At 67.8% G+C, this 25223-nt stretch carries 30 protein-coding genes, 6 tRNA genes and 1 riboswitch; of the genes, 11 read left to right on the top strand and 25 right to left on the bottom strand.

Annotated features, from left to right (window positions below; translation table 11 throughout):
* Position 1 precedes the first annotated feature (1 nt).
* From trpC to hisI, 5 genes are all read right to left on the bottom strand, one after another.
* Positions 2-820, bottom strand: coding sequence for an indole-3-glycerol phosphate synthase TrpC (trpC, locus tag AC5RVS_RS15225; RefSeq protein WP_494108759.1), 819 nt, complete (start codon positions 818-820; stop codon positions 2-4).
* Positions 821-822: 2 nt separating this feature from the next.
* A complete protein-coding gene (locus tag AC5RVS_RS15220) occupies positions 823-1104 on the bottom strand; it encodes an HGxxPAAW family protein (RefSeq protein ID WP_493987361.1) in 282 nt (93 codons plus the stop codon).
* A 121-nt stretch (positions 1105-1225) separates the two neighbouring features.
* Entirely contained in the window at positions 1226-1870 is a 645-nt protein-coding gene (locus AC5RVS_RS15215; RefSeq protein ID WP_493987362.1) for a Trp biosynthesis-associated membrane protein, read from the bottom strand.
* Positions 1867-3438, bottom strand: coding sequence for an anthranilate synthase component I (locus AC5RVS_RS15210; protein WP_493987363.1), 1572 nt, complete (start codon positions 3436-3438; stop codon positions 1867-1869). Before AC5RVS_RS15210 ends, AC5RVS_RS15215 begins: the two co-directional genes overlap by 4 nt.
* Positions 3439-3441: 3 nt before the next feature.
* On the bottom strand, positions 3442-3903 hold the full coding sequence (gene hisI, locus AC5RVS_RS15205; RefSeq protein WP_493987544.1) for a phosphoribosyl-AMP cyclohydrolase: 462 nt from the start codon (positions 3901-3903) through the stop codon (positions 3442-3444).
* A 138-nt stretch (positions 3904-4041) separates the two neighbouring features.
* On the opposite strand from hisI, the gene AC5RVS_RS15200 reads away from it, so the two are divergent.
* Complete coding sequence (locus AC5RVS_RS15200; protein ID WP_493987545.1) at positions 4042-4686, top strand: TIGR03085 family metal-binding protein; 645 nt, start codon at positions 4042-4044, stop codon at positions 4684-4686.
* Between the two features lie 25 nt (positions 4687-4711).
* On the opposite strand, the gene hisF is transcribed toward AC5RVS_RS15200, so the two are convergent.
* From hisF to AC5RVS_RS15125, 15 genes are all read right to left on the bottom strand, one after another.
* Entirely contained in the window at positions 4712-5482 is a 771-nt protein-coding gene (gene hisF / locus AC5RVS_RS15195; protein WP_493987364.1) for an imidazole glycerol phosphate synthase subunit HisF, read from the bottom strand.
* 17 nt (positions 5483-5499) lie between these two features.
* Positions 5500-6342, bottom strand: coding sequence for an ATP phosphoribosyltransferase (gene hisG, locus AC5RVS_RS15190; RefSeq protein WP_493987365.1), 843 nt, complete (start codon positions 6340-6342; stop codon positions 5500-5502).
* A 96-nt stretch (positions 6343-6438) separates the two neighbouring features.
* On the bottom strand, positions 6439-6702 hold the full coding sequence (locus tag AC5RVS_RS15185; protein WP_493987366.1) for a phosphoribosyl-ATP diphosphatase: 264 nt from the start codon (positions 6700-6702) through the stop codon (positions 6439-6441).
* Positions 6703-6822: 120 nt separating this feature from the next.
* Positions 6823-7308 (bottom strand): 6,7-dimethyl-8-ribityllumazine synthase, encoded by a 486-nt coding sequence (gene ribH, locus AC5RVS_RS15180; protein ID WP_494108758.1) that lies wholly within the window; start codon positions 7306-7308, stop codon positions 6823-6825.
* A 61-nt stretch (positions 7309-7369) separates the two neighbouring features.
* Positions 7370-8020: a GTP cyclohydrolase II gene (gene ribA / locus AC5RVS_RS15175; RefSeq protein WP_493987368.1), complete on the bottom strand. Its 651-nt coding sequence runs from the start codon at positions 8018-8020 to the stop codon at positions 7370-7372.
* Positions 8010-8684 carry a 3,4-dihydroxy-2-butanone-4-phosphate synthase gene (ribB, locus tag AC5RVS_RS15170; RefSeq protein WP_493987369.1) on the bottom strand — a complete coding sequence of 225 codons (675 nt, stop codon included), beginning with the start codon at positions 8682-8684 and terminating at the stop codon, positions 8010-8012. The genes ribA and ribB overlap by 11 nt, the downstream gene beginning before the upstream one ends.
* Entirely contained in the window at positions 8681-9307 is a 627-nt protein-coding gene (locus AC5RVS_RS15165) for a riboflavin synthase (protein WP_493987370.1), read from the bottom strand. Before AC5RVS_RS15165 ends, ribB begins: the two co-directional genes overlap by 4 nt.
* Positions 9308-10399: a bifunctional diaminohydroxyphosphoribosylaminopyrimidine deaminase/5-amino-6-(5-phosphoribosylamino)uracil reductase RibD gene (ribD, locus tag AC5RVS_RS15160; protein ID WP_494108757.1), complete on the bottom strand. Its 1092-nt coding sequence runs from the start codon at positions 10397-10399 to the stop codon at positions 9308-9310. It abuts the gene before it with no gap.
* A complete protein-coding gene (pnuC, locus tag AC5RVS_RS15155) occupies positions 10396-11106 on the bottom strand; it encodes a nicotinamide riboside transporter PnuC (protein ID WP_494108756.1) in 711 nt (236 codons plus the stop codon). The genes ribD and pnuC overlap by 4 nt, the downstream gene beginning before the upstream one ends.
* 110 nt (positions 11107-11216) lie before the next feature.
* Positions 11217-11361, bottom strand: a riboswitch (FMN riboswitch).
* 82 nt (positions 11362-11443) lie between these two features.
* The gene (gene rpe, locus AC5RVS_RS15150) at positions 11444-12112 is read right to left on the bottom strand and encodes a ribulose-phosphate 3-epimerase (RefSeq protein ID WP_494108755.1); all 669 of its coding nucleotides are present in this window, start codon (positions 12110-12112) and stop codon (positions 11444-11446) included.
* Positions 12113-12167: 55 nt separating this feature from the next.
* Entirely contained in the window at positions 12168-13718 is a 1551-nt protein-coding gene (locus tag AC5RVS_RS15145) for an RsmB/NOP family class I SAM-dependent RNA methyltransferase (RefSeq protein ID WP_494108754.1), read from the bottom strand.
* Positions 13715-14644 carry a methionyl-tRNA formyltransferase gene (gene fmt / locus AC5RVS_RS15140; protein ID WP_494108854.1) on the bottom strand — a complete coding sequence of 310 codons (930 nt, stop codon included), beginning with the start codon at positions 14642-14644 and terminating at the stop codon, positions 13715-13717. The genes AC5RVS_RS15145 and fmt overlap by 4 nt, the downstream gene beginning before the upstream one ends.
* A gap of 13 nt (positions 14645-14657) precedes the next feature.
* Positions 14658-15257, bottom strand: a complete 600-nt coding sequence (gene def / locus AC5RVS_RS15135) for a peptide deformylase (protein WP_494108753.1) — start codon at positions 15255-15257, stop codon at positions 14658-14660.
* A gap of 56 nt (positions 15258-15313) precedes the next feature.
* Positions 15314-16198, bottom strand: coding sequence for a cytochrome (locus tag AC5RVS_RS15130; RefSeq protein WP_494108752.1), 885 nt, complete (start codon positions 16196-16198; stop codon positions 15314-15316).
* Between the two features lie 133 nt (positions 16199-16331).
* Positions 16332-16406: transfer RNA gene (locus AC5RVS_RS15125), tRNA-Val, on the bottom strand.
* Between the two features lie 234 nt (positions 16407-16640).
* On the opposite strand from AC5RVS_RS15125, the gene AC5RVS_RS15120 reads away from it, so the two are divergent.
* From AC5RVS_RS15120 to AC5RVS_RS15090, 7 genes are all read left to right on the top strand, one after another.
* Positions 16641-16714 (top strand) — tRNA-Gly (locus tag AC5RVS_RS15120).
* 61 nt (positions 16715-16775) lie between these two features.
* Positions 16776-16846, top strand: a tRNA-Cys gene (locus AC5RVS_RS15115).
* A gap of 35 nt (positions 16847-16881) precedes the next feature.
* Positions 16882-16953, top strand: a tRNA-Val gene (locus AC5RVS_RS15110).
* 37 nt (positions 16954-16990) lie between these two features.
* A tRNA-Gly gene (locus AC5RVS_RS15105) sits at positions 16991-17064 on the top strand.
* 42 nt (positions 17065-17106) lie between these two features.
* Positions 17107-17181 (top strand) — tRNA-Val (locus tag AC5RVS_RS15100).
* A 114-nt stretch (positions 17182-17295) separates the two neighbouring features.
* Positions 17296-17544, top strand: coding sequence for an antitoxin (locus AC5RVS_RS15095; RefSeq protein WP_493987378.1), 249 nt, complete (start codon positions 17296-17298; stop codon positions 17542-17544).
* A 291-nt stretch (positions 17545-17835) separates the two neighbouring features.
* Positions 17836-18033 (top strand): hypothetical protein, encoded by a 198-nt coding sequence (locus tag AC5RVS_RS15090; RefSeq protein WP_493987379.1) that lies wholly within the window; start codon positions 17836-17838, stop codon positions 18031-18033.
* A gap of 72 nt (positions 18034-18105) precedes the next feature.
* On the opposite strand, the gene AC5RVS_RS15085 is transcribed toward AC5RVS_RS15090, so the two are convergent.
* The 5 genes from AC5RVS_RS15085 to zapE form a co-directional block, all read right to left on the bottom strand.
* A complete protein-coding gene (locus tag AC5RVS_RS15085) occupies positions 18106-18723 on the bottom strand; it encodes a hypothetical protein (protein ID WP_493987380.1) in 618 nt (205 codons plus the stop codon).
* Between the two features lie 182 nt (positions 18724-18905).
* Complete coding sequence (locus AC5RVS_RS15080) at positions 18906-19385, bottom strand: DUF2975 domain-containing protein (RefSeq protein ID WP_493987381.1); 480 nt, start codon at positions 19383-19385, stop codon at positions 18906-18908.
* Positions 19386-19416: 31 nt separating this feature from the next.
* Positions 19417-20139, bottom strand: coding sequence for a recombinase family protein (locus tag AC5RVS_RS15075; RefSeq protein ID WP_494108751.1), 723 nt, complete (start codon positions 20137-20139; stop codon positions 19417-19419).
* A gap of 631 nt (positions 20140-20770) precedes the next feature.
* On the bottom strand, positions 20771-20983 hold the full coding sequence (locus tag AC5RVS_RS15070) for a hypothetical protein (RefSeq protein ID WP_493987383.1): 213 nt from the start codon (positions 20981-20983) through the stop codon (positions 20771-20773).
* A 984-nt stretch (positions 20984-21967) separates the two neighbouring features.
* Positions 21968-23005 carry a cell division protein ZapE gene (zapE, locus tag AC5RVS_RS15065; protein ID WP_494108750.1) on the bottom strand — a complete coding sequence of 346 codons (1038 nt, stop codon included), beginning with the start codon at positions 23003-23005 and terminating at the stop codon, positions 21968-21970.
* 282 nt (positions 23006-23287) lie between these two features.
* On the opposite strand from zapE, the gene AC5RVS_RS15060 reads away from it, so the two are divergent.
* From AC5RVS_RS15060 to ybaK, 3 genes are all read left to right on the top strand, one after another.
* Positions 23288-24193: a sulfurtransferase gene (locus AC5RVS_RS15060; protein WP_493987385.1), complete on the top strand. Its 906-nt coding sequence runs from the start codon at positions 23288-23290 to the stop codon at positions 24191-24193.
* Between the two features lie 71 nt (positions 24194-24264).
* A complete protein-coding gene (locus tag AC5RVS_RS15055) occupies positions 24265-24726 on the top strand; it encodes a SufE family protein (RefSeq protein ID WP_494108749.1) in 462 nt (153 codons plus the stop codon).
* A 2-nt stretch (positions 24727-24728) separates the two neighbouring features.
* On the top strand, positions 24729-25220 hold the full coding sequence (ybaK, locus tag AC5RVS_RS15050; protein ID WP_494108748.1) for a Cys-tRNA(Pro) deacylase: 492 nt from the start codon (positions 24729-24731) through the stop codon (positions 25218-25220).
* The last annotated feature ends 3 nt before the right edge of the window (positions 25221-25223 follow it).

Below are 25223 nucleotides of genomic sequence, written 5' to 3'. Positions count from 1 at the left end.
CTCAGCGGCGCGCGGCGATGGCCTCGGCGCCCGCCGCGCCGAATTCGGCAACGGCCGCTTCCGGATCACCGGTGATGACCAGCGCTTCGCCCACCAGGACGGCGTTGGCGCCCTGGGTGGCGTAGTCACGCACATCGTCCGCTCCGCGGACTCCCGACTCGGCCACCACCACGGCACTGGAGGGAATCCGGCCTGCCAACCCGGCGAACACCGAACGGTCCACGTCCAGGGTCTTCAGGTTGCGGACGTTCACGCCGATGATGCGTGCGTCGACGGCGACGGCCCGGTCGATCTCCTCGGCGGTATGTGTCTCCACCAAGGCCTCCATGCCCAGTTCGTGGGTCAGCGCCAGCAAGGCCTTCAGCCTGTCGTCGTCCAAGGCGGCGACGATCAGCAGCACCAGGTCCGCGCCGTGGGCGCGTGCCTCGAAGATCTGGTATTCCTCGACGTTGAAGTCCTTGCGCAGCAGCGGCACGTCCACCGCGGCGCGCACGGCGTCGAAATCCGCCAGCGAGCCGTTGAACCGGCGCTGCTCCGTCAACACGCTGATGACCGCAGCGCCGCCGCGTTCGTAACCGGCCGCCAGTTGGGCCGGGTCGCTGATGGAAGCCAGATCGCCTTTGGAGGGGCTCTTGCGCTTGACCTCGGCGATCACCTTGAGCGCGGTCCTCGGCGAATCGTTTCCGCCGAGGGCTGCGTAGGCATCACGCGGAGCCGGCGCGCCGGCGGCCAGCCGCTGGATCTGCGCCAAGGGAACCTGGGCGCGCCGGGACTCGAGGTCTTCGCGGACTCCAACGATGATGTCGTCGAGAACGGTCACGCTCAGTGTCCGCTGCCCTGGATCTTGCTGCCGTCCACGCCGTAGCCGACCTTCTTCATGATCCCGCCGACGATCAGGCCGAGGAAGACGACTGCCATTCCGGCCCAGAAGACCACCGACGAGGCCATGGCGAAGCCGATGCCTGCCACGATGGAGCCCGCGATCATGATGAGCACGCAGGTCCAGGCGGCCGGGCTGTTCCCGTGGCCGATGACCTCGTCGTGGATGCTGCCTGCCGGGTCCGTCTTCATCGCGGTTTCGGTGGCGGTGGCCTGGTTGCCCATGGTGTATCTCCCTCTAAAAACGGTTCTGCTACTTCATTCTGCCATTGTTTGCGGGCTCGGCAGGCCAGTGTGACACGGCTGCCGGCTGCCCTCGTTCCCGGTGCGGGCCGCGGCCGGCGGTTCAGTCCGTCGGGTCCTTGCCCCGGCTGAGCTGGTCCCAGCTGTCGATTTCGTCGACGCTGCCGGCCCTGTCGGATGGCATTCCGTCGGCCTGCCGCTCGGTCGCCGGCACATACTTCTTCGACGCGGCCCAGGACCGTCCGGCCACCATCAGCCAGACGGCCGTCAGCAAGAGCAGGACGCCGGCCACGGCCCCCAGGTACGGGAAAACCGTGATGTCGACGGCGGCCTCTCCCCCGATCTGCCCGGTCGCCTCACCGATGGCCGCCGAAGCCGCCCCGGCCGGGTTGGCGACCACGGTAAAGCTGGCGGCGGAGATGCCGATGCCGGCCGCCGCCAGCAGCACGGCGATCACGATGCGGGCGATCCGCCCGGCGATGGAAGCGGCCAACGCGGCGGCCAGTGCCACCAGCGCCAGGGCTGTCACCGCGGTGGCGGCATCGCTGCCGGCCACGCTCACGTCGGGGGTCTGCACCCGGGTTCCCGGGAACCGGGCCGTGAGCCAGGTTTGCGTCGTGGTGCCAAAGGCGGCCAACGAGATCACGACGGCGGCAAGCACCACGGTGCCCTTGCGCTGCCAGCGCGCGGGGGCCGGCCGCCGCTCCGGTTCCGCGTCCCGCGCCGGGGAGGTGTTCTCGTCGCTCATTGCTGCCCCTTGACCGGTACGTGTGCGGGATTGGCCGGATGGAGCCGCGCCGCCAGGGTCACCGCCCGCAGCGGCGCCGCCGCCTTGTTCACGGTTTCCAACGCCTCGGCCTCCGGCTGCGAGTCGGCCACGATCCCGCCGCCGGACTGGACGTAGGCAACGCCGCCGCGCAGCAGCGCCGAGCGGATGGCGATGGCCATGTCCATGTCCCCGGCAAAGTCCAGGTAGCCCACAACGCCGCCGTAAATGCCCCGGCGGTGCGGTTCCAGTTCGTCCAACAGCCTCAGGGCGCGGGGCTTGGGCGCGCCGGACAGCGTACCTGCCGGGAACGTCGCGGCCAGCACGTCGTAGGCGGTCTTATCCGGGGACAGCCGGCCAACCACGGTGGAGACCAGATGCATGATGTGGCTGAACTTCTCCACCTCCATGAACTGCGTGACGTCGACGCTGCCTGGTTTGCAGACCTTGGAGATGTCGTTGCGGGCCAGGTCCACGAGCATCAGGTGCTCGGCGCGTTCCTTTTTGTCCGCCAGCAACTCCTCGGCCAGTTCCTTGTCATGCTCCACGCTGTGCCCGCGGGGCCTGGAACCGGCGATCGGGTGCGTAATGACCTCGTCGCCGGTCACGGTGACCAGCGCCTCCGGGGAGGATCCCACGATCGAGTAGCCCACGCCGTCGGAATCTTCCAGGCTGAACAGGTACATGTAGGGGCTGGGATTGAGGTTCCGCAGCACGCGGTAGACGTCGAGAGCCTCGGCTGAGCATTCGGTCTCGAACCGGCGCGAGATCACGACCTGGAACACTTCGCCGTCGACGATTGCTTCCTTGCCGCGATCCACGGCCGCCAGATACTTCTCCCGGGCCCAGCTGTGGGTGACGCTGTTCATCAGGTCCGCGGTTTCCAGCGCGGCGTCTTCCAGCACCGACACCTGCTGCGCCAGCGGTTCGGCGAGTTGGGCCAGCAGGTGCTTGGCCCGTTTGACCGCGTCCAGCCACGCCTCGTCCACGCGCTCGTCGCGGTTGTCGAAGTTGATGGCATTGGCGATCAACGTGACCGTGCCTTCGGCGTTGTCGTGCACGGCCAGGTCGGTGACCAGGTTCATGGCCAGCTCGGGCAGGTTCAGGTCGTCTTCGGGCGGGGACGTCAGCCTCTCCCAGTGCCGCACGGCCTCCCAGCCGACGAAGCCCACCAGCCCGGAAGTCAGCGGCGGCAGCGAATCGAACCGTTCGGTCCGCAGCGCCTCCACGGTCGCGCGCAACGCCTCCACCGGGTTGCCCGCGCGCGGCACGCCCACCGGCGGCTCCCCCAGCCAGTGCGCCTGTCCGTCCCTGGTCGTCAGCGTGGCCCGCGAGTTGGCACCAATGAAGGAATAGCGGGACCAGACGCCGCCGACGGCGGCCGACTCCAGCAGGAAGGTTCCCGGCCGGGAATCCGCCAACTTGCGGTAAATGGAAATGGGAGTCTGGTCATCGGCGAGCACCTTGATGGAGACCGGGATGACCCTGCGGTCGCGCGCAAGCGCACGGAATTCCTCCAGGCTGGGGCTGATGACGCCAAGGTCCTGCATGCGTTAACTGTCTTTCGCTTCAGTGGCTGATACTGCGGTGGTCGTGGGGCCCGTTCCGGTGCCGGACGCTCCGGCGCCGCCGCCCGGTTCGGCGCCGTCGCCGGCGACAACGTCGAGGCCGCGGCCGTCAAAGCAGGTGCGGGTGCCGGTGTGGCAGGCGGCGCCGACCTGGTCCACCCGGACCAGCAGGGCGTCGCCGTCGCAGTCCAGAGCCACGGACTTCACGTACTGCACGTGGCCGGAGGTGTCACCCTTGCGCCAGTATTCCCGGCGCGAGCGCGAATAGAAGGTCACGCGGCCGCTGGTCAAGGTGCGGTGCAGCGCCTCGTCGTCCATCCAGCCCAGCATCAGCACTTCACCGGAATCGAACTGCTGGACGACCGCGGCCACCAGGCCCGCGGAGTCGCGCTTGAGCCGCCCGGCGACGGCGGGGTCAAGGGCCGTTGCGCCGGCAGCGGACGGCATTGTATTCGGGGAATCAGACTCGGAAGGCATCGCTACAAGTCTAGTGCCAAGTCCCGAAGGCTTCCGCCCGCGCCAGGACGGCGTGCACGGACCCATTTACCGGCCCGCAGGCGCCTTCTTCGTGCTAGGTTCATGATGATGCATTTCGTAAATCCGTCCCGTGAAGTCCTGGCCGAGACCTTGCTGGCTGCCGGGCCGGATTCACCCACCCTGTGCGCGGGGTGGAGGACCGCAGAACTGGCCGCCCACCTGTACATCCGGGAGCACCGTGTGGGTGCCGCCCTCGGCCTGGCCTTCAAGCCCCTCGCCAGGGTCTCGGACGAGGCCACCCGGAAGGTGGCGGACAAAGCCCGGGAACCGGCCGGCTATGCCAGGCTGGTGGAAGCCTTCCGCGCCGGACCACCGGCCTTGTCCCCGTTCAGGGTGCCGGGAGTGGACCGGGTGGCCAATCTGGTGGAATTCTTCGTCCACACCGAAGACGTCCGGCGGGCTACCGACCGTTGGGCACCGCGGGCGCTGGACGAGGACTATTCGTTGGCGCTGTGGGACGAACTCATCAGGCGCGCGGCACTGCTGTACCGCGGCGTGGACCTGGGCATCGTGCTGGTGCGGCCGGACGGCCCGCGGCATGTGGCCAAACGGGCGCCGGTCTCGGTGGCAATCGTCGGAGAACCGGGCGAACTGCTGATGCATGCGTCCGGCCGGGCCAAGCATGCCCTGGTCACGTTTGAGGGCCAGGACGATGCCGTGGCGCTGCTGGACAGCGCCGAAATCGGCCTCTGAGCTTCCGCTTCCCCGGCTCCGGGCCTCAACGGACCGGGTAGCCCGCGTCCCGGATCGCCTGCTTGACCTGGGCGATGGCGTCGTCCGGCCCGAAGTGGAAGACCGATGCGGCCAGCACTGCGTCGGCCCCCGCGGCGACGGCCGGCGGGAAATGCGCGGGCTTGCCGGCGCCGCCGGAAGCAATCAGCGGGACCTTCACCGCGGCCCGTACCGCCCGGATCATCTCCAGGTCGAAACCGTCCTTGGTCCCGTCGGCGTCGATGGAGTTGAGCAGCAACTCCCCCACCCCGCGGTCGGCTGCCTCGCGTGCCCACTGCACCGCGTCGATCCCCGTACCCTTGCGGCCGCCGTGCGTGGTGACTTCGAATCCGGAAGCCACCGAGGGATCCCCGGTCCGGCGTGCGTCCAGCGAGAGCACCAGCACCTGGGAGCCAAAATGGCGGGTGATCTCGTCGATCACGTCGGGCCGGGCGACCGCGGCGGTATTGATGGCGGCTTTATCCGCCCCGTAGCGCAGCAGTTTGTCGACGTCGGCGACCTCGCGCACTCCGCCGCCCACGGTCAGCGGGATGAAGACTTCCTCGGCGGTGCGGGCCACGACGTCGAACGTCGTTTCCCGGTTGCCGGAGGAGGCGGTGACGTCCAGGAAGGTCAGCTCGTCGGCTCCGGCACGGTCGTACCGGTGCGCCAGTTCCACCGGGTCACCGGCGTCGCGCAGGCCTTCGAAATTAATCCCCTTGACCACGCGTCCGGCGTCGACGTCCAGGCAGGGGATCACACGGATGGCAACAGTCATGGCTTACTCCAGGGCGGTCAGATGCGGCAGGCGTGGATGGTGCTGACCAGGATGGCCCGGGCGCCGAGATCGTAGAGCTCGTCCATGATGCGGTTGGTCTGGTTGCGGCGGACCATCGAGCGCACGGCAACCCAGCCGGTATCGCGCAGCGGTGAGATGGTGGGTGACTCCAGCCCCGGGGTCAGCGCCGCGGCGGCGTCCACGAGGTCCTTGCGGATGTCGTAGTCCATCATGACGTACTCGCGGGCAACAATGACGCCGCGCAGCCGGCGCATCAGCACGTCCAGTCCGTTGGGCGCGGTCTCCCCGCGGCCGATCAGCACGGCTTCGGACTTCAGGATGGGGTCGCCGAAGATCTCCATCCCGGCGGCCCGGAGCGTGTTGCCGGTCTCCACGACGTCGGCGATCGCGTCGGCCACGCCGAGGCGCACGGAGGACTCGACCGCGCCGTCCAGCCGGACGACGGAGGCGTCGATGCCGTGCTCGGCCAGGTAGCTGCGCAGCAGCCCGTCATAGCTGGTGGCCAGGCGCTTGCCGCTCAGTTGCCCGGCGCTGCTGAACTCGCCGACCGGGCCGGCGAACCGGAACGTGGACGCCGCGAAGCCCAGGTTCATCAGCTCGACGGCTTCCACCTGTGCATCCAGGAACAGGTCACGGCCGGTGATGCCGACGTCCAGGGTGCCGGAGCCTACGTAGACGGCGATGTCGCGCGGACGCAGGAAGAAGAACTCAATATCGTTGTCCGCATCGGTCATGACCAGTTCGCGGCTGTCGCGGCGCTGGAGGTAGCCCGCCTCGCCCAGCATGGCGGAGGCGGCTTCGGACAGGGAACCTTTATTGGGAACAGCTACACGCAGCATGTGGAGTCTTTCTGGAATCGTCGCGGCCGCAGCAGGGCCGCGCAAGTGTGGAATCGGCCTGGGTCTGGGCGGGGCGCCGGCTCGGGCGGCGTCCCGCTACAGATGCTTGTAGACGTCTTCCAGCCGCAGGCCCTTGGCGATCATCAGGACCTGCAGGTGGTAGAGCAGCTGGGAGATCTCCTCTGCGGCGGCTTCGTCGGATTCGTGTTCGGCTGCCATCCAGACTTCGGCGGCCTCTTCGACGACCTTCTTCCCGATTCCGTGGATGCCGGAATCCAGCTCGGCTACCGTACGGGAGCCCTCCGGGCGCCGCTGCGCCTTTTCGCTCAGTTCCGCAAACAGGGATTCGAAGGATTTCACGCCCTTTAGACTACGTCAGGAGCGCATAAGGGCGGCAAACCGCCGTTCCCATTGTGACGAATGCCTCCGGGGCCGCGCGGCGGTCCGGCCTCAGGCGCGGGGCCGCGCGGCGGTCCGGCCTCAGACGCCGAGGCCCCGGAGCGTGGCCGCGGTCGCCAGGGCGGCGGTAACCGCTTCGTGGCCCTTGTCCTCGCTGGAGCCCGCCAGGCCGGCGCGGTCCAGGCCTTGCTGCTCCGTGTCGCAGGTGAGCACCCCGAAGCCCACCGGCTTGCCGGTCTGCACGCTGACGCTCGTCAGGCCCTCGGTGGCGGCCTGGCAGACGTACTCGAAGTGCGGCGTTCCGCCGCGGATCACGACGCCGAGCGCCACCACGGCGTCATAGTGCGGTGCCAGCCGGGCGGCGGCGACGGGCAGCTCGAAGGCCCCGGGCACCCGGACCAGGGCCGGTTCCCCGATCCCCGCCTCCGTTGCCGCCCGCAGCGCGCCGTCGACCAGCCCGTCCATGATCTCGGTGTGCCAACTGGCGGCGACTATCGCGAGCCTTAGCGCGCCGGTCTCCGCCTGCAGGCCGGTGATGTCGATGGTGGGTGCTCCGTGTCCGCTCATGTTCTTCCTTCGTGAAACTCTCGTCGGTGGTTAGTCGTGGATGCTGTGCCGGGCGCAGGCGTCAGCTCTGCTGCACCGGTGTTGTCTGCAGGACGGCCAGCCGGTGGTCCATGCGGTCCCGCTTGGTCTCCAGGTAGCGGCGGTTCTGCTCCCGGTAGGGGACTTCGGCGGCCACCATCTCGACCACGTCGATTCCCAGGGCTGCCAGCATGCTGCTCTTGGCCGGATTGTTGCTCAGCAGCCTGATGGCGCCGATGCCCATCGCCTGCAGGATGGCGGCCGCGGCGGAGTAATCCCGCGCGTCCACGGGCAGGCCCAGTTGCTCATTGGCCTCCACCGTATCCGCGCCGGCTTCCTGCAGCGCGTAGGCCCGCATCTTGTTGGCCAGCCCGATGCCGCGCCCCTCCTGCCCGCGCAGGTACAGGACCGTCCCGCCGTGCTCGCCGATCATGGCCAGCGCCTGTTCCAATTGCTCGCCGCAGTCGCAGCGGTAGGAGGCGAACACATCGCCGGTCAGGCATTCGGAGTGCAGCCGGACCAGCGGTGCGGCCGCCGGCCGGACCTGGGAGGTGATGCTCAGGTGCTCCACGCCGGTGGCGGCATCGGTCCAGGCCCGGGCCGTGAAGCTGCCGAAGGCGGTGGGCAGCTGGACCGCGGGCCCGCCCTCGACCGTGGCGGCCGGAGTCTTTTCGCGGATGTCCTTACCGTCCATGGTTTGCCGCCTTCGGCAGGCCGGCGGCGTCCGGGCGCCCGGCCAGGTGGTTCGCGAGGTCCTCGATCGACACCAGCGGGCAGCCGTGCTCGTCGGCAAATGCACGCAGCGCCGGCAAACGCATCATGTCCCCTTCATCGTGCACGAGTTCGGCGATCACGCCCACCGGGGCACGCCCGCCCAACCGGCACAGGTCCACGGCCGCTTCGGTATGTCCGCGCCGCGCGAGCACGCCGCCGTCGACCGCCCGCAGCGGGAAGACATGGCCGGGCCGGGTCAGGTCGGCGGCGGTGCTGTCCGCTGCCGCGAGCACCGCGGCGGTGCGGGCCCGGTCCGCGGAACTGATGCCGGTGGTCACGCCGTCGGCGGCGTCGCAGGACACCGTGTAGGCAGTCCCCTTGGCGTCCTGGTTGACCTCGACCATGGGCGGCAGCCCCAGTTCGTCGGCCCGTGCCGCCGGCAGGGGCACGCAGATGACGCCCGAGGTATAGCGGATGGTCCAGCCCATCAGTTCAGGGGTGGCGGCGTCGGCGGCGAAGATGATGTCGCCTTCGTTTTCCCGGTCCTCGTCATCAACGACGACGACGGGGCGGCCGGCGGCGACCGCCGCCACCGCGGCTTCGATCGTGTCGAGCGCGATCCGCGGCTCCACCGCGGCGCTCATGCCCCGGCTCCGGTGGTGAAGGCCAGGAGCCGCTCGGCGTACTTGGCGAGGACGTCCACTTCCAGGTTGACCCTGTCTCCGGGCTGCTTCGCCCCCAGCCCGGTGTCGGCCAGCGTGGTGGGAATCAGGCCGACTTCGAAGAACTGGGTCGCGGCACCGGCGTCGCTGACGTTCGTGACCGTCAGCGAGACGCCGTCGACGGCAATGGATCCCTTTTCCGCGATGTAACGGGCCAGCTCCACGGGAACGGTGAAACGCAGCCGCTCCCAGTCGCCCAGGTTCTCGCGTTCGGCCAGCGTGCCGACCCCGTCCACGTGCCCCTGGACCACGTGTCCGTCCAGCCGTCCGCCGGCCGGGACGCAGCGCTCCAGGTTGACTGTCTGCCCCGGCTGCAGCGATCCGGTGGTGGTGCGCGTGAGCGTCTCCCCCATCACGTCCACGCTGACCCGGCTGCCGTCCAGCGCGACTGCGGTCAGGCACACGCCGTTGACGGCGATCGAGCCGCCGAGTCCGAGGCCGGCGGCCGTTGCTGGTGCGGTGAAGGTCAGCACAGCACTGTCGGTGGCTGGACTCAGGTCCAGCGATTCAACGCGTCCTTGTTCCGCGATGATTCCGGTAAACATTCATTTGCCTTTCTGGATGCCGTGGGACGGCAGGGGTTCTAAGTGCAGGCGCAGATCCGCGCCCAAGGTTCGGGTGCTGCCGCCGGCCGTGTCCCAACGCCAGCGGCCGGCCTCGGCCAGTGTCCCGATGCCGAGGTCGGCTACGGCACGCGTGCCGGCGCCGAGCATCAGGGGTGCCAGGTAGAGCACGAGCTCGTCGACCAGGTCGGCGCGCAGGAAAGCCGAGGCGACGGTGGCTCCGCCCTCGATCATGGCGTGGCCGACGCCGCGCCGTGCCAGTTCGGCCAATACTTCGGCCGGGTCGTGGGTGGCCAGTTGCAGGAAGCGGCCATCGGTGCCGCGGACGGCGGCGTCTGCAGGGACCTTCCGGCGCCCCATCACCACGCGCAGCGGCTGGCCGGGGGTCTCGTGTCCGGCCTGGTCGCGGGCGGTGAGCCGCGGGTTGTCGGCGGCGATGGTTCCGTTGCCGGCGATGATGGCGTCTGCGCGGGAGCGGATGCCGTGGCTGTCCGCCCGGGCCTCCTCCCCCGTGATCCACTGGCTGGTGCCGTCCGCTGCGGCAATCAGCCCGTCCACCGTCTGCGCGACGTGCAGCGTGGTGAACGGCCGGGCTTCCCGCCGGGACTGGACCCAGCGATGGTTCAGGTCCAGTGCCTGCTCGCGCAACAGCCCCGTGCGCACGGCGACGCCGGCCTCGGCCAGCCGCTGCGCCCCGCCGGCGGCCACCTCGGTGGGGTCGGCCGTGGCGTAGACCAGCGAGCGGATGCCGGCGTCCAGGATGGCACCAGAGCAGGGGCCGGTGCGGCCGCGGTGGTTGCACGGTTCCAGGGTGACCAGCATGGTGCAGTCGGCCAGGTCCGCGGCGCGCTCCCGGGCCACGTTCGCCAGCGCATCGACTTCCGCGTGGGGTGTGCCGGCGCCCCGGTGGTACCCGATGCTGACCACTTCACCCCGCGGGTCGATGATGACGGCGCCCACGAGGGGATTCGCTCCGCGCACGCCCTGCCGCGCGGCGTCCAGCGCCAACTCCATGGCGCGCTGCTCCGGCGTCGAAAAACTGCGGGCCGTGCCAACCGCCGCCTGGCCCGTCACGCCTGTACCTGCTCGTCGGCCGGGCGGCCGATCCGCGGATCGGGATGCAAAGTTTCGACCCCGGGCTTGGCCTGTGCGTTGGCCCGCCACCAGACAAAGAAACCAACCAGCGTGAAGCCGCCGTAGAAGAGGTACATGAAGGCGCTGGCGTAGTAGCCGGCGCTGAACAGCAGCGGCACACCCACAATGTCCACCGCCACCCAGATCAGCCAGAACTCGACCCAGCCGCGCGCCATGCCGTAGGTGGCCAGCAATGAACCCACGAAGGTCCAGGCGTCCGCCCAGACCGGCTCGTAGGAGCCGAGCGCCGCGAACACCGGGGTCAGGGCGACGGTGCCCAGGAGCAAGGCGGCGATCAGGCCGAGGCGCGCCTTGCCGCTGGCCCACTGCGGCGTGATGGCGTGGCCCCCGCCGCTGCGTGCGGAACGCCAGCGCCTCCAGCCGTAAACGGCCACGGCGATGAACATGACCTGCCGGCCCGCCTGGCCCAGCAGGTTGGCGGTATTGGCGGAGCCGAAGAGCGACCCGAGGAAGACGGTCAGCAGCAGCACGTTGCCGATGATGCCGATGGGCCAGGCCCACACCTTCCGGCGCATACCGCCGAGCGCGCTGAGCAGGCCGAAGACGTTGCCCAGAACTTCGCGCAGCAGCAGGGCGCTGCCGGCTACGGGAATCTGGGCTTCAAAGAGCCACCGCAGAAAATCCATGCCGTTCCTTTCGAGCCGCGGCGGCTCCGGGGAACGACAGAGCGGAAGATCCGGGGCCTTCCGGGCCAACGGTCATCGACCGTACCCGGTGGCCCCATGGCTGCCACCTGTACGTGCTTCTCCCATCCAGACTTTAACTGTCGGTACCGGAATTCCACCGGTTCAACCGCTGCGTGAAGTTCCGGGTGGAACTCTCGGCAGCGGGTCGCGGACTATAACCGCCGGTTCGGACTTACACCGACCCCGGAGCACGTTGTGTTTGCGTAACTATGCTCTCACAACTGCCCCGTGACACGTTCCATTCCCGTCACAACCTGTAACACCGGTCACAGGAGCCTCAGGAGGTGGGTTGCCGGCTGGCCGCGGCCCGCAGCGAAGCGATGGCCTGCTCCGGATCGGCCTTGCCGTACACGGCGGACCCGGCGACGAAGACGGTGGCACCGGCCTCGGCGGCCCGCACGATGGTTTCTTCGGTGACGCCCCCGTCCACCTGGATCGCTACCGGCAGCCCGGAACCCGCCACCGCGTGGGCGGCCTTGCGGATCTTGGGCAGCGTGACGTCCAGGAAAGACTGCCCGCCGAAGCCCGGCTCGACCGTCATGATCAGCAGGAGGTCCATCTCCGGCAGCAAATCCAAATAGGGCTCGACGGCGGTGGCCGGCTTCAGCGCCATGCCCGCCTTGGCACCGCGGGACCTCAGCTCCCTGGCCAGCCGGACCGGAGCCGCCGCCGCTTCCACATGGAAAGTCACCGATTCAATCCCGGACTCAGCATAGGCCGGCGCCCAGCGGTCGGGATCGGCGATCATCAGGTGCGCGTCCAGGGGCAGGGGGCTGACTTCCCGGATCCGCTGCACCACCGGCAGCCCGATGGTCAGGTTCGGCACGAAATGGTTGTCCATCACGTCCACGTGCACGGCATCGGCGGTACTAATGCGCCGCAGTTCGGCTTCGAGGTTGACGAAATCGGCCGAGAGGATGCTGGGGTTGATGCAGCACTGTGCCATCGGATGCTTGCCTGCCTGTCTGTGTGTGTCGAGGAGTGTGGGAACCGGTGTTGACCTAGTTGGTTCGGCGCAGCAGCGCCATGAACATGGCATCGGTGCCGTGCCGGTGCGGCCACAGCTGCGCGGTCGTTCCGCCGGACCGGCCCACCGCGTCGCCGCCCGGCTGCCCTGCTTCCAGCTGCCCCGGGAGACTGACCCCGTCGAGGACGGAGGACGTATCCAGCAGCTCCAGCCCGGGGTTGCGGCGCAGCAGGTCGGCGACCACCGCCGTCGTCTCCGCCGGATGCGGGGAGCACGTGACGTAGGCGATCAGGCCGCCCGGCCTGGCGGCGGCAACGGCCGCGGCGAGCAGTTCGCGCTGCAGGGGACCCAACTGGGCCACGTCGGAAGGCTTCCGGCGCCACCGCGATTCCGGGCGGCGGCGCAGGGCTCCCAACCCGGTGCAGGGGGCGTCCACCATGATCCGGTCGAACTGCCCGGCATACAGATCACCCAGCTCGCGGCCGTCTCCGGTACGGATCTCCCACACGTCGGCCGGGATCGGGGCCAAGGCCTTTCGGACCAACTCGGCGCGGTGTTCGGCCACCTCATTGGCCAGCAGGGTGGCGCCCTGTTCGGCGGCCAGCGCGCCCAGCAGGGCGGCCTTGCCGCCGGGGCCGGCGCACAGATCCAGCCAGCGCTCGCCCGGCTTTACCGGCGCGGCGGCGGCCAGTGCCCGCGCCACGAGTTGGGAACCGGCGTCCTGGACGCGGGTGGTTCCCGCCCGGACGCTGGCCAGCCGGCCGAGATCGCCGCCGGCATACAGGGCGGAGCCTTCGACCAGTTCCCCCCGCTCGGCGCCGGCGTCGAACGCCTCGTCCAGCGTGCCCAGCCCCGGCAGCGCCACCAGGTTCACGACCGGCGCGGCGTTGTCGGCCGCCAGCAGGTCTTCCAGTTCGTCCACGCCGCGGCCGTGCCCGGCCAGGGACTGCCGCAGGGCCCGCACCACCCATTCCGGGTGGCTGTGTTTCAACGCCGCCGCCTTGACCGGGTCGGTCTCCCCGGCGGTCAGCTCGGCGGTCCAGCCCGGGAGGTCCCGGGCGGTGACCTTGCGCAGGACGGCGTTGATCAGCGAGCCGGGGCCCGCGCCAATCACCGCGCGCGCCAGGCTGACCGTCTGGTCCAGGGCGGCATGGGCCGGCACCCGCATGGCCAGCAGCTGGTGGGCGCCGAGGCGGAGCGCATCGAGGATGGCGGGGTCCAGCTGGTCCAGCGGCCGGTCCACGCAGCGGGCCAGGATGGCATCGTAGGTGCCCAGGCCGCGCAGGGCCCCGTAGGCCAGCTCGGTGGCGAAGCCGGCATCGCGCTTGTCCAGCCGGTGTTTGCGGATGCTCGCCGGCAGCACCAGGTTCGCATACGCGTCGTCCCGTTCCACCGCGCGCAGCACCTCAAAGGCCGCCAGCCGTGCCGGATCCGCCGTCCTCGTCCGCTGCGACGGAGCCGACCGGGAGTACTGCCTGGTGCCGCCGCGGTTGCGCTCCCGCCCCGCCGCATCACGACGGCCGGCCCCCTGGCCACCGCCGCCCTGGCGTCCGCTGTTCCGGTTGCCTTCATTCCGCCCGCTCATTCGAAGTGCACATCCTCACGCTGCCCAAGCCCGCGGGCCCAATCTGCTGCATCCATCATTTTCTTGCCCGCCGGCTGGACCCTGTCCAGCTCGACGGCGTGGGAACCGGTGCCCACAAGCGCCGACGCCGACGAGCCGCCCGCCAGCCTGACGGCCCCCGGCGGCAGATCGCGGTGCTCCGGCCGCAGGCGTACCGGGCCCAGCTTGAAGCGCTGCCCGTCGAGCATGGTCCAGGCGCCGGGCTCGGGGGTGACGCCGTTGATGCGGCGGCGGATGGCCAGCGCCGGCTGCCGCCAGTCGATGTGGCCGTCCTCCAGGGACAGCTTGGGCGCATGACTGACATCGCCGGACTGCGCCACCGCCGCAGCCGTGCCCGCGCCGACGGCTGCCAGCGTTTGGGACAGCAGCACAGCGCCGCTGCGCGAGAGCCGGTCCAGCACCTCGCCGCTGGTCTCCGCAGGGCCCAACGCCTCGGTCAGGGTGCCGTACACCGGGCCCGTATCCAGCCCCTTCTCCAGCTGGAAGGTGGAGGCGCCGACGACGTCGTCACCGTTGATGACGGCGTGCTGCACCGGGGCGGCGCCGCGCCAGGCGGGCAAGAGCGAGAAGTGCAGGTTGATCCAGCCATGTTCGGGTATGCTGAGCGCCGCTTCGGGGACGAGGCCGCCGTAGGCCACGATGGCCGCCACATCCGGAGCGGCTGCCCGGATGGCATCGGCCGCTTGCTGCCCGATCCGGTTGGCCCGGATCACCGGCACGCCCAGTTCCGTGGCGCGGGCCGCCACCGGCGAGGCGGTCAGGACGCGTTTGCGCCCTACCGGCGCGTCTTCCCGGGTGAGCACAGCCACGATCTCGAAGCCATCCTCGACGAGCCGGTCGAGGGACGGCACTGCCACGCCGGGAGTGCCGGCGAATAGGACCCGCAAGCGCCTGCCGCCGTCAGTCATGCCAGCGGTGCCCGAAGGAACCGGCGCCCGCCGCGGCCGGTCCCCGGCTGAAGCCGGAGACGACGTGGGCGGCGCGCTGGGCCTGCGTCTCGCCGGCCACGCCGTTGTAACCGGCGTTGCGGATGGACCGCAGCGCGTTCTTCCGGTCCTCGCCGGTGAGGTGGTCGATGTAGAGGATGCCGTCCAAGTGGTCGGCCTCATGCTGGAAACAGCGGGCCAGCATGCCTTCGCCCTCGTACTCCACGGGTTTGCCGTGCACGTCCTGGCCGGTCACCCGCGTCCAGCGGCGGCGGCGCACCGGATAGCCCAGCGCGGGGATGGACAGGCATCCTTCGGCGACGTCGTCCTGGAAGTCGTCGCTGAGCTCGAGCACCGGGTTGACCACGTGGCCGCGCTTGCCGTCGACGCGGAAGGTAAAGACGCGCAGGCTCACGCCAACCTGCGGGGCCGCCAGCCCGGCGCCGTCGACGTCCTCCATGGTTTCGTCCATGTCCGCCACCAGCTTGGCCAGCTCCGGCCCGAACCCGGTGACCGTTTCCGCCTTGGTTCGCAGCACGGGGTCGCCGATAATCCGGATGCTCAGGATCGCCATGTAGTTCTTGTCCTCACTGTTGCCGCTTCGGGTACTGCCGTTGGTTCCGGTCCAGTTTAGTGGGCCTGCTGGGCCGCCTGCTGGGCCGCCTGCGGGCCAGCTGCGGGGGGCGGCGCGATCGGCAGCAGCGCCCGGCCCGCCTCGGCTACCTGCAGATGCGTCTCCCACGCTCGTCGCAGCGAGCAGAAGCGGTACCAGTGCCATCGAAGCACTTCGGGATTGGCGCGCATGGGCCGGACTTCCGTCTCACCGATCGCCACGCCCAGCAGCAGCGGATCGTCACCGTGCGCCCACGGCTCCCAGCTTCCCGTCGCGGCGTCGACCAAGGACTCCTGGGCCTTCATCCCGGCCACCAACTGCATGACCACCTTGTCATTGAGCGACTTGACCTGGCCGTTGCGGTCCGTGCCCTTGGTCTTGAAGTCGATCAGGCAGGTCCGCCCCCCGATCCTGGCCACGAGGTCCAGCGTGCCGGCGTATCCCACCTCCTGGTTCCAGACGGTGATCTCCGGGGCGATCGGTTCCACGCCATAGAGTTGCCACCATTCGTCGAACCTGGCGGCGAAAGCTTCTTCGCCGTTGGCCTTGAGCGCCTCCCGGGCACCCGCAACGTCGTGCTCCCTGTCCAGCGCCCGGAGTGCCACCTGTTCGCAGTAGCCGTGGACGCGGTCCCCGCGCAGCGCGGCAGCGTCCCGGTAGCGGTCCGCGGCCAGGGTCGCTTCCTTCGCCAGCGACCGCAGCCGGCCCGGGTCCCCGGCGGCTTCGGCCAGCCTGGCATCGGAGGCCAAGGAGGTGGCTGCCATGTGGGCGAACCAGCCGTCCAGCGTGGTCGGCTCCTGCGCGATCACGGTGGTGATGGAAGGAACCGACGGCGGCTCCGAGGTGGAGCGCGCGTACATCCGGCCGTTGGCGGTGGCATGCGCTAGGAGTGGTGCAGTCATAAGGAAATCTTCTCAGGTTCCACTGACCGTTCCGGTCCGCCAGCCACAGGGGCCTGTTCGAAGGCGGCCGGCCCGGGCCCCGTAAACGAAAATATCCCGGCCAGGCACCGCTGCCTGGCCGGGATATTTACCGTGGTGGGCGATACTGGGTTCGAACCAGTGACCTCTTCGGTGTGAACGAAGCGCGCTACCACTGCGCCAATCGCCCGGGTTTGCTGCGGATGCGCCCGGCGTTTCCTGCAACGTCTAGAAATGCTAGCCCACAGACCCGCTGAAACAAAAATCGCACGGGGACGAGGCTGTGGCAGTTGTCGTTTCACCCCGCCACCGGGCCGATTGGACGAAGCGGGAATCGTCCTATAGAGTTTTTACTCGTTGGAAATCACAGCGACGCCGCGGGCCGTTCGATGAACGGATCGCGGAAAAGTGATGGACAACTTCTGCGGACGTAGCTCAGCTGGCTAGAGCACCACCTTGCCAAGGTGGATGTCGCGGGTTCGAATCCCGTCGTCCGCTCGCAAGTCACTGTTACGAGCCAGCGTCGCTGGCCGGTCCTGGCGCAACTGCGGATAGGCACGGTGGGGTGGCCGAGAGGCGAGGCAGCGGCCTGCAAAGCCGTATACGCGGGTTCGAATCCCGTCCCCACCTCGTTTGTGATGAGCAAACAACTCGTGAGAGATCACGGGCGATTGGCGCAGCGGTAGCGCGCTTCCCTGACACGGAAGAGGTCACTGGTTCGATCCCAGTATCGCCCACTGGAACGCAGTCCGGAGTGATCCGGAACCGTTTCGCGCGGACGTAGCTCAGCTGGCTAGAGCACCACCTTGCCAAGGTGGATGTCGCGGGTTCGAATCCCGTCGTCCGCTCTCTTTAAAGAGTTTCTCCAGCGGCCCGCCTCGGGCACACCGGGGCGATTGGCGCAGCGGTAGCGCGCTTCCCTGACACGGAAGAGGTCACTGGTTCGATCCCAGTATCGCCCACCATTCCAAGGCTCCCCCGGCGGGAGCCTTTCTTGTTTAAGCCGTTGAGCGCTCGCGGCGCGGTGCCTACGATGGACGTGCAGGGGCGAAAGGCCCCCCGTCGGAAAGGAGGTGACCGTGTCTGTATTTGACGAGCTCAAGGGCAAGGCCGGAGGACTCAAGGACAAGGCAGCCGGTCTCGTGGGAGAACACTCTGGCAAGATCAAGGGTGCCGTCGGCAGCGCCGGTGACTACATCGACGCCAAGACCGGCGGTAAGTATTCCAAGCAGGTAGGCGGCCTGCAGGCCAAGGCATCCGGTTTCGTCGACACGTTCGGCGACAGGGATGGCCAGGCACCGTCCGACGGGAACACCTCGTCCGCCTAGTCCTGGGCACGCCAAGGAGGGTGCCGGACCGCCGGGAGGCGGGCCGGCGCCCTTTGGTGAGGCCGCTTATTCGCCGCGCGCGCCTTGCAATCTGCCGGATCCGTCAGGGTCCGCTGTAGGCGCTGGCACTCCTTCGAGTCTGGGGATTGCTCGACCCAGTGAAACACCCTGCCGCAAGGCTCGACATCGGAACCGGCTCTAATCCGGTAAGGGGCCGGGGCCTTCCTCCACCGTCCCTCTATGCTGGGGGAACCGCAGCGGGCGGTACACGAGATCAATGGGGGTTGAACCGTGGACGACATTTCATTTCTCGGCACTATTGCCGCCGCTCTTTCCTGGATTGTCACCCTTGCGCCCCTTGCAGTGGCGATCCTCGCGGCCATCGCAGTGCGTACCTTGTTCCTGTTGAACGCCATGCTCAGGCTCCGGGTTGATCAACTCCGCTTCGAAAACCTGCGCCAGGATATCGCCGACGACGTAGCGCAATAGCCATTGGTTCGGACAGAGAAGGACGGGCCTCAGCCCGTCCCATTCCTGCGCCGCCTGCTCGGCAAACGATAGCTAACCGGGTGGGAGCCTGGAGGCCAAGGCGCGAGTGTAGCTCTCGGGATCGTTATGGGTCTGCGCCGAGACGACGAGATGCCTTGGGCTGATGCGCTTGGCGTAGTCCCCCTGATAAGGCATGACCAGGACGGTGTCCAAGCCTGTTTTCCAAGCGGCAACAAGAGCCGGCAGACAGCGGCGTTCGGGGTGTAGTTCAAGAGGGAGCATGTGGTTGGGCTGCAGCTGGATTTGCCAGTGGTTGAAGGCGTCGATGTCCACGCCATCCCAGCCGTATTCGGTTGGCCAGCCCGGAGGGAAGGCCACGTGCATCTCCTGATCGGCGCGGATTTCCGGCGTTGGATGCTGGTTCTTCTGGTCCCCCGTGTCGTACCAGGCCCAAGCTCGTTCCCAAGCCTGCTGCCAACGGGCGCCCCACTCAGTCCTGTCTGCAGTGGCAGGCGGTCGCGAGGCACCGGGCTTCGGTGCCGGGTTTAACTCCGGAATGTTGACATCCGGGGCAATGTTCCAAGCGCTACGGATGAAGAGCAGGAGCGATAAGTGGTTCGGCGCGTCTTTCACAGAGATGACCATGTCCTGCGGCCAGGGGTTATCTGGCAGGGGCTGATTGGATCTCATGAATTCCCTTTCGAGATTTTGATTCCTCGTCCGCTCCAGCTCGGGTCAGGTTAGTGTCCCACGATAGGACCGGCACAGAACCGCACAGAGCCTCCTGCACCTACTTCTCACCAAGCTCCAGATACGGAGAAGGACGGGCGTCAGCCCGTCCCGTTCCTGCGCCGGCTGTTGAGAAGCCGGCCCTAGTCTTGGTTGGCAACCGCCGGCGGCTCCACATCCTCTGTCCGCAAGAAATCCACTGCCTTGTTCCTGAGTCCGAACGCGACGGGCACAAGGGCGAGAGAGGCAAGAACCCCGAATAGCATGGCAGGCCCGCCGACGGCTGCGAAGGACCCGGCGTGTACGCAGACACCCGCGAAGATCACTCCCATGAAGATTAGGGAAAGTGCCATGACGTTGGCCCAGCCATTTGACCGAGCGGCCACAGCCCCTCCCCGCGCCGCGGCCGAAAGTAGTTGCCATGCTGCCAGCAAAGCCACCTCGAATCCGCCGATTGCAACCACGATCGCCGTGACATACGGGGGCGCCAGATACGCAACTTCGGGGTAGGCATCGGCATACTCAGCCGCGACCCGTGGAACAACCACAAGTTGAGCCAGCAGGGCGCCAAGAGCAAGCGCTCCGAGGAGAATGCGGAGGGGTGTAGCTTGCTGTGTGATCACAGCGCGATCATCGCCTTGCCTATCGTGACTGTCAACCATCCCGATGAGCTGTGTCTTGGAGGGCACGCCGCAGCGTGACCGACTCCAGCACAGCCTTGACGGTGGATGCGTGCCACGCCCTGCCCGTAGCAGTCGGGATTCCTTCCGCCGTCAGAGCTTCCGCGATCTTCCGGAGGGATAGACCGCGCTCGCGGTCGGCGTGGATCCGCAGCATGACCTCGACCGGCAGGCCGGCAGCCCTGCCCATGTGTTCCCCCTGGGCGGCTTTCTCCTGCATCGCCGCAGCCGTCCGCGCACCGATGAACTTCCGTTCGATCTCTGCAAAGTTGAGCGCCATGTTGTACATGCCAGCCCCCATGATGGTGGCTGTGTCGACTCCGAGGTCGAGACAGATGATGCGCCAACCCTGACGCTGCGAGTCGGCCAGCAGCCGGGTGCCGTCCTCCATGTTCCTGGAGAGACGATCAAGCTTGGAGACCATGAGCCCCTGGTACTTGCCTGCCTTCAGCTCTGCCAGCAGTGCCAGCATCTTCGGGCGCTTGCTGATGGTGGCCGCGCTCGCGGCCAGCTCCTCGACCAGCTCCAGTTCGTACCCCATGCGGCTGGCTTCGCGTATCAGCTCTGCACGCTGTACGCCGGGGCTGATGTCCTGCTTGTCCGTGGAGACGCGGATGTACCCAACGACGCGGATTGCCTGGTCGGCGTGGATCACTTTGGGAACCGAAGAGGTGGTGGTCATCTTCGGGGTCTCCACCCTCGGAGTATGTCAGAACGGGTGGGAGGTGCCCCCGTGCGGCGGTTGGCTTCGCCCGCCCGTACATAGCGGCCACGGAAGCGTACGGGTACTGCATCCGATGGAACGAAAGACGTGGCTCTTGGTTCGTGGTTCCTTGATCCATACAGCTTCGACAGGGGACTGCATGAATCACCGGCCCGTTTCGGCACGAGTGCTTCAGGGCGTGGCATTCGCGCTCACGGTCGCTGTTGGCCTGGTTGTCCTGCTCGTTCCCATCTACACCGTGGAGTCATTTTCGCAAGGGTCGGAGGCTCCGGATAGCCCGGTCGTGACCGAACAGCTGACCGTGCTTGCAGTCAACGGGCCGTTAATCTTCGTGCCGCTACTGATCCCGGTGATCCTGACCGGGCTTCCCCTCCTAATTCCTGGGAAGCCGTGGAGGGGTCTTTCCATCGCGGCAACCGTTCTTCTGGCAGCCTTTACCTGGATCGGTTCAGCATCCATAGGCTGGTTCTACGTGCCGGCCCTGCTCGCCTCAGTCGGCGCCCTCCTAGTCCGGCCAGCGGAAGACATACTGCGGCTTCTTGAGGCATGCCGAGCCAGCGATCCCCGGCGACAGGGGTGGGGGCGTGTACTCCGGCCCCGCTCTCTAAATTGGCGTCTTCAGATCCGTTAGTGCCGTCAAGAAGATGATGGCGAACGCAAGTATGCACAGACCTCCGGTTAGGCACAGGGCGAGCATCATCTTTCGCTGCGGCCCGAACGGTTCCCCTTCTCGTCGGGGATGCGCAATGGCATAGACGGATGAGAGCCCAACCAGTACCAAGCCGATGATGAAAAGGATCAGCGCTTCCGGATGCATGCCCCATCCTTGCATCCCGACAGGGGGTAGCCCCCGTATCGCGGCACCCCGCGCCCACCCGTACATGGCGATCACGGAAGCGTACGGGTATTTACCGCTATAGGCGGCAGGTCCAAAGCGTAATCTCTTGCTATGACTGGCTCATGCCTATTCGAGGAGCGGGTGGAGCGGCTTCCCGCGCTACTGCCTCGCGCTTGCCTGGCGGCTGTGGCGCTGGGGGTATGCCTTAGTCTCGCTTCATGTGCCCAAGTCCAGGGCGGGGGTCTAACTACGACATCCAGCCCATCGAACGACACGCACCTCATCGTCACTAGTTGGACGAACGGAGATGACGCCATGCTTGCCCTCCTAAACGGCGTCCTCATCGTGCAGTCTGACGGTTGCGTCGGGCTGCGAACCAGCGACCCAAAGTCGAAACCAAATCTTTTGCGCTGGCCCGCCGGGACTCGCCTGTCTGAAGACGGGGAGGCAGTTGTCGGCCTATCCGGCCAGCGCTTTGACTTTGACACGCTGGTCGCGGTTGGCGGCGGCTTTGGCCTTGCCCCCGTTCCTGCCGAGTGCGATTCGGAGTTGTGGGCCGGTGTCTTTGAGGTACAGCAACCGCTGTAGGGTCGTGGTGGTTTCGGCCCGCGATCAAAGCCCGGGGGGTGGACCCTTCGGGCATCACCTGACCAAGCACCTTGGCGGGGATGCTGACCTGCCGTCGTGGTCCCCTGTCTGGGGTACTGCCCGTAGGGGTTTGTCTGTCTCTCCGTGGGTGCCTGGGCTTAGAAACGCTCCTGCAGAACCGGACACCGCAGAGGGAGCAGAGGGGCGAGGGAGGGCAGGATTCTGCCTCATTAGCTCCCCGGGGTGGGGGAACGTATCAGGCAGATGATGGTGTTGAACACCGCGTCGGTCGCGTCGGTTGCTCGGTCGTATCGTCATCAGGCGCAGGGCATTACTCCTGCACAGTGGCGGCATGTGCGCGCCCGGCTGCGGGAGCTAGACCGCTGGTTCGCCGGCCTGGCCCTCGCGGGCCAGCGCGGTCAGGCGGGACACCGCGCGGAAGTACTTCTTCATGTAGCCGCCGGACATCATCTCCGGAGTGAACAGCTCATCGAACGGCACACCGCTGGCGATGATCGGCACGTCCTTGTCATAGAGGCGGTCGGCCAGCACCACGAACCGCAGGGCCACCGCCTGTTCGGAGATGGTGTGCACGTTATGCCAGGCGACCGCATCCACGCCGTCGAGAATCTGCTTGTACCGGCTGGGGTGCACCCCGGCCAGGTGGTTGACGAGATCCGAGAATTCGTCGGCCGCCACCACCTTGCCATCGAAATCATGCAGCCGCCGCTTGAGTTCGTGGTCGCTGAGCGGCTGGGGAGCTGCCGGCAGCCCGCGGTGCCGGTAGTCCTCGCCGTCCACCCGGATGACCTCGAACTGGTCGGACAGCACCTGGATCTCGCGTTGGAAATCGACGGCGGCAAAGCGTCCCTCCCCCAGCGAGCCCGGCAGGGTGTTGGAGGTTGCGGCAAGCCTGACTCCGGCGTCGGCCAGCTCGCGCATCAGCCGCGACATCAGCACGGTGTCGCCGGGATCATCCAGTTCAAACTCGTCGATGCACACCAGGCGGTAACTGCTCAGCGCTTCAACGGTTTTCCGGAACGACAGCGCGCCTACCAGGTTGGTGTACTCCACAAAGGTGCCGAAGGCCTTCGGGCCATCCACAGCGTGCCACAGCGAAGCGAGCAGGTGGGTCTTGCCGACACCGAACCCGCCGTCCAGGTAGATGCCGGAGTGGCCCTCCGGCTTGCCGCCGCCGAACAGCTTCTTCAAGCCCTTCGGCTTGGGCCGGTCGACCACGGCGGCAAAACGCTGCAGCGCCCTCACGGCCTCGCTCTGGGACGGCTGGGCCGGGTCCGGGCGGTAGCTGGCGAAGGACACTTCGCCAAAACGCGGCGACGGGTGCAGGCCCGCCAGCAGTTCGTCCACGGACACCTTGGGCGTCCGGCGTGAAAGCTGTTCAATCTGGGGCACGTAAGCTAACCGCTGCCTTCCTGACATGGGCTTGGAGTATGCACGGCGGCCGGAATGCCGCCAGCAAAACGATACGCTACCCCGCCCGCCGGCGGCAGTCGGTGTAAGCCCCGCCACAGTCCGTCCAGGCGGGCCGTGGCGCTCCCGTCATCCCGCGACGCGTGGGGTGACGCCCGGAAGCTTTTGCCCGCTCCGGTGGTTAGGCTAAACAGAAGTCCTCCGGCCGTTTTGCACGGCTCCCCGCACGCTATGGAAAAGCTGCACCTCAAGGAAAGGTTTGCCATGCCCATTGCCCCCGAACACAACGAGAAGTTTGCCGCCTACGCCAACCCCGACCGACTGGTCTCCACGCAGTGGCTGGCTGACAACCTGGGCGCCGACGGGCTGGTGGTCGTGGAGTCCGACGAAGACATCCTGCTGTACGAAACCGGGCACATTCCGGGTGCCGTAAAGATCGACTGGCACACCGACCTGAATGATCCGGACACCCGCGACTACGTGGACGGCGAACGCTTCGCCGCGCTGCTGGGTTCCAAGGGCATCAGCCGGGACACCACCGTGGTGCTCTACGGCGACAAGAGCAATTGGTGGGCCGCCTACGCCCTCTGGGTCTTCACCCTGTTTGGCCACGAAGACGTGCGGTTGTTGGACGGCGGCCGCGACAAGTGGATCGCGGAAGGCCGGGAAATGACCACCGACGCGCCGCGGCCCGCCGCGGTGACCTACCCCGTCGTCGAGCGCAATGACGCACCCATCCGCGCCTTCCTCAACGACGTGCTGGACCACTTCGGCAAGCCGCTGGTGGACGTCCGTTCCCCGGAGGAATACACCGGCGTGCGCACCACCATGCCGGCCTACCCCGAGGAAGGCGCGCTGCGCGGAGGCCACATCCCGACGGCGGCGTCCGTCCCGTGGGCGCGGGCAGCGGCCGACGACGGGACGTTCCGTTCCCGCGAAGAACTCGAAGCCATCTACCTGGACGACGCCGGGCTGAAGCCGGGTGACGATGTGGTGGCTTACTGCCGGATCGGCGAGCGGTCCAGCCACACCTGGTTCGTGCTCAAGTACCTGCTGGGCTTCGACACGGTCCGCAACTACGACGGCTCGTGGACCGAATGGGGCAATGCCGTGCGCGTGCCGATCGTCCGGGGCGCCGAGCCCGGCGGGATTCCCGCCTCGGCCCGCTAAGGAATAGCCGGCTGGCACACGACGTTAACGTTGGCGAGCCCTAAACCGCAAGAGAGAGCGCAAGTATGACCGTGACCGAGCAGACGATTCCCGAACCGCTGGCAGAAATCATCGACGACTTCCAGGCGGTCACCGAGGCCGAGCGGCTCCAGCTGCTGCTGGAGTTCTCCCGGGAGCTTCCCGAGCTGCCCGAACGCTTCGCCGGCCATCCGGAACTGCTGGAGCAGGTGGTGGAATGCCAGTCGCCGCTCTTCCTGACGCTGGAACTGGGCGATGACCCGGACCAGGACGTGCAGATCTACTTCTCGGCCCCGCCGGAAGCTCCCACCACGCGCGGCTTCGCCTCCGTGCTGCACGAGGGGCTCAACGGGCTGCCGGCAGAGCAGATCCTGGCCGTTCCCGATGATATCGCCGAGCACCTGGGCCTGACCCGCGCCATCACCCCGCTGCGGATCCGCGGCATGTCCGCCATGCTGTACCGCATCAAGCGCCTGGTCACCGAGGCACGGCACCTGCGCGCTGCCTCGGCCTGACGGTGGCCAAGCACAAGCCATCCGCCGGAACCCCCGCCACCACGCTGCTGCAGCGGGCGGGGGTTCCGCATGTGCTGCACACTTATGCCCACGACCCCTCGGCGCCCAGCTTCGGCCGCGAGGCGGCGGAGGCGTTGGGGATGGATCCCGAGCGCGTGTTCAAAACCCTGATGGCAGTCGTGGACGAAGCGCTGGCGGTCGCCGTCGTGCCGGTCAGTTCCAGCCTTGACCTGAAGAAACTGGCCGCGGCCCTGCGCGGGAAGCGCGCAGCCATGGCAGACCCGCAGCTCGCCCGGCGGCGCACCGGGTATGTGCTGGGCGGGATTTCGCCGCTGGGACAGAAACACGCCAGCCCCACCGTGCTGGATTCCACCGCCCGGGACTTCGGCGCTATCCTGGTCTCCGGCGGCCGCCGCGGACTGGATATCGAAATCGCGCCGGCGGACCTGGCCGCCCTGACCGGCGCGTCCTTCGCCCCGCTCAAGGCAGATTAGCTT

This window comes from Arthrobacter sp. Y3221048, assembly GCF_059092685.1.
This window is presented reverse-complemented; position numbering and strand designations above follow the sequence as displayed.

Excerpts from the sequence above, each read along its gene's own strand:
- AC5RVS_RS15200 (WP_493987545.1), top strand. The coding sequence starts at position 4,042 with ATGCATTTCGTAAATCCGTCCCGTGAAGTCCTGGCCGAGACCTTGCTG.
- AC5RVS_RS15145 (WP_494108754.1), bottom strand. The coding sequence starts at position 13,718 with ATGAGCGGGCGGAATGAAGGCAACCGGAACAGCGGACGCCAGGGCGGC.
- hisG (WP_493987365.1), bottom strand. The coding sequence starts at position 6,342 with ATGCTGCGTGTAGCTGTTCCCAATAAAGGTTCCCTGTCCGAAGCCGCC.
- ribH (WP_494108758.1), bottom strand. The coding sequence starts at position 7,308 with ATGAGCGGACACGGAGCACCCACCATCGACATCACCGGCCTGCAGGCG.
- AC5RVS_RS15210 (WP_493987363.1), bottom strand. The coding sequence starts at position 3,438 with ATGCAGGACCTTGGCGTCATCAGCCCCAGCCTGGAGGAATTCCGTGCG.
- AC5RVS_RS15060 (WP_493987385.1), top strand. The coding sequence starts at position 23,288 with ATGCCCATTGCCCCCGAACACAACGAGAAGTTTGCCGCCTACGCCAAC.
- AC5RVS_RS15215 (WP_493987362.1), bottom strand. The coding sequence starts at position 1,870 with ATGAGCGACGAGAACACCTCCCCGGCGCGGGACGCGGAACCGGAGCGG.
- def (WP_494108753.1), bottom strand. The coding sequence starts at position 15,257 with ATGGCGATCCTGAGCATCCGGATTATCGGCGACCCCGTGCTGCGAACC.
- rpe (WP_494108755.1), bottom strand. The coding sequence starts at position 12,112 with ATGGCACAGTGCTGCATCAACCCCAGCATCCTCTCGGCCGATTTCGTC.
- AC5RVS_RS15165 (WP_493987370.1), bottom strand. The coding sequence starts at position 9,307 with ATGTTTACCGGAATCATCGCGGAACAAGGACGCGTTGAATCGCTGGAC.
- AC5RVS_RS15070 (WP_493987383.1), bottom strand. The coding sequence starts at position 20,983 with ATGCATCCGGAAGCGCTGATCCTTTTCATCATCGGCTTGGTACTGGTT.
- hisI (WP_493987544.1), bottom strand. The coding sequence starts at position 3,903 with ATGCCGTCCGCTGCCGGCGCAACGGCCCTTGACCCCGCCGTCGCCGGG.
- AC5RVS_RS15130 (WP_494108752.1), bottom strand. The coding sequence starts at position 16,198 with ATGACTGCACCACTCCTAGCGCATGCCACCGCCAACGGCCGGATGTAC.
- pnuC (WP_494108756.1), bottom strand. The coding sequence starts at position 11,106 with ATGGATTTTCTGCGGTGGCTCTTTGAAGCCCAGATTCCCGTAGCCGGC.
- AC5RVS_RS15220 (WP_493987361.1), bottom strand. The coding sequence starts at position 1,104 with ATGGGCAACCAGGCCACCGCCACCGAAACCGCGATGAAGACGGACCCG.
- AC5RVS_RS15085 (WP_493987380.1), bottom strand. The coding sequence starts at position 18,723 with ATGAGATCCAATCAGCCCCTGCCAGATAACCCCTGGCCGCAGGACATG.
- ribA (WP_493987368.1), bottom strand. The coding sequence starts at position 8,020 with ATGGACGGTAAGGACATCCGCGAAAAGACTCCGGCCGCCACGGTCGAG.
- ribB (WP_493987369.1), bottom strand. The coding sequence starts at position 8,684 with ATGAGCGCCGCGGTGGAGCCGCGGATCGCGCTCGACACGATCGAAGCC.
- hisF (WP_493987364.1), bottom strand. The coding sequence starts at position 5,482 with ATGACTGTTGCCATCCGTGTGATCCCCTGCCTGGACGTCGACGCCGGA.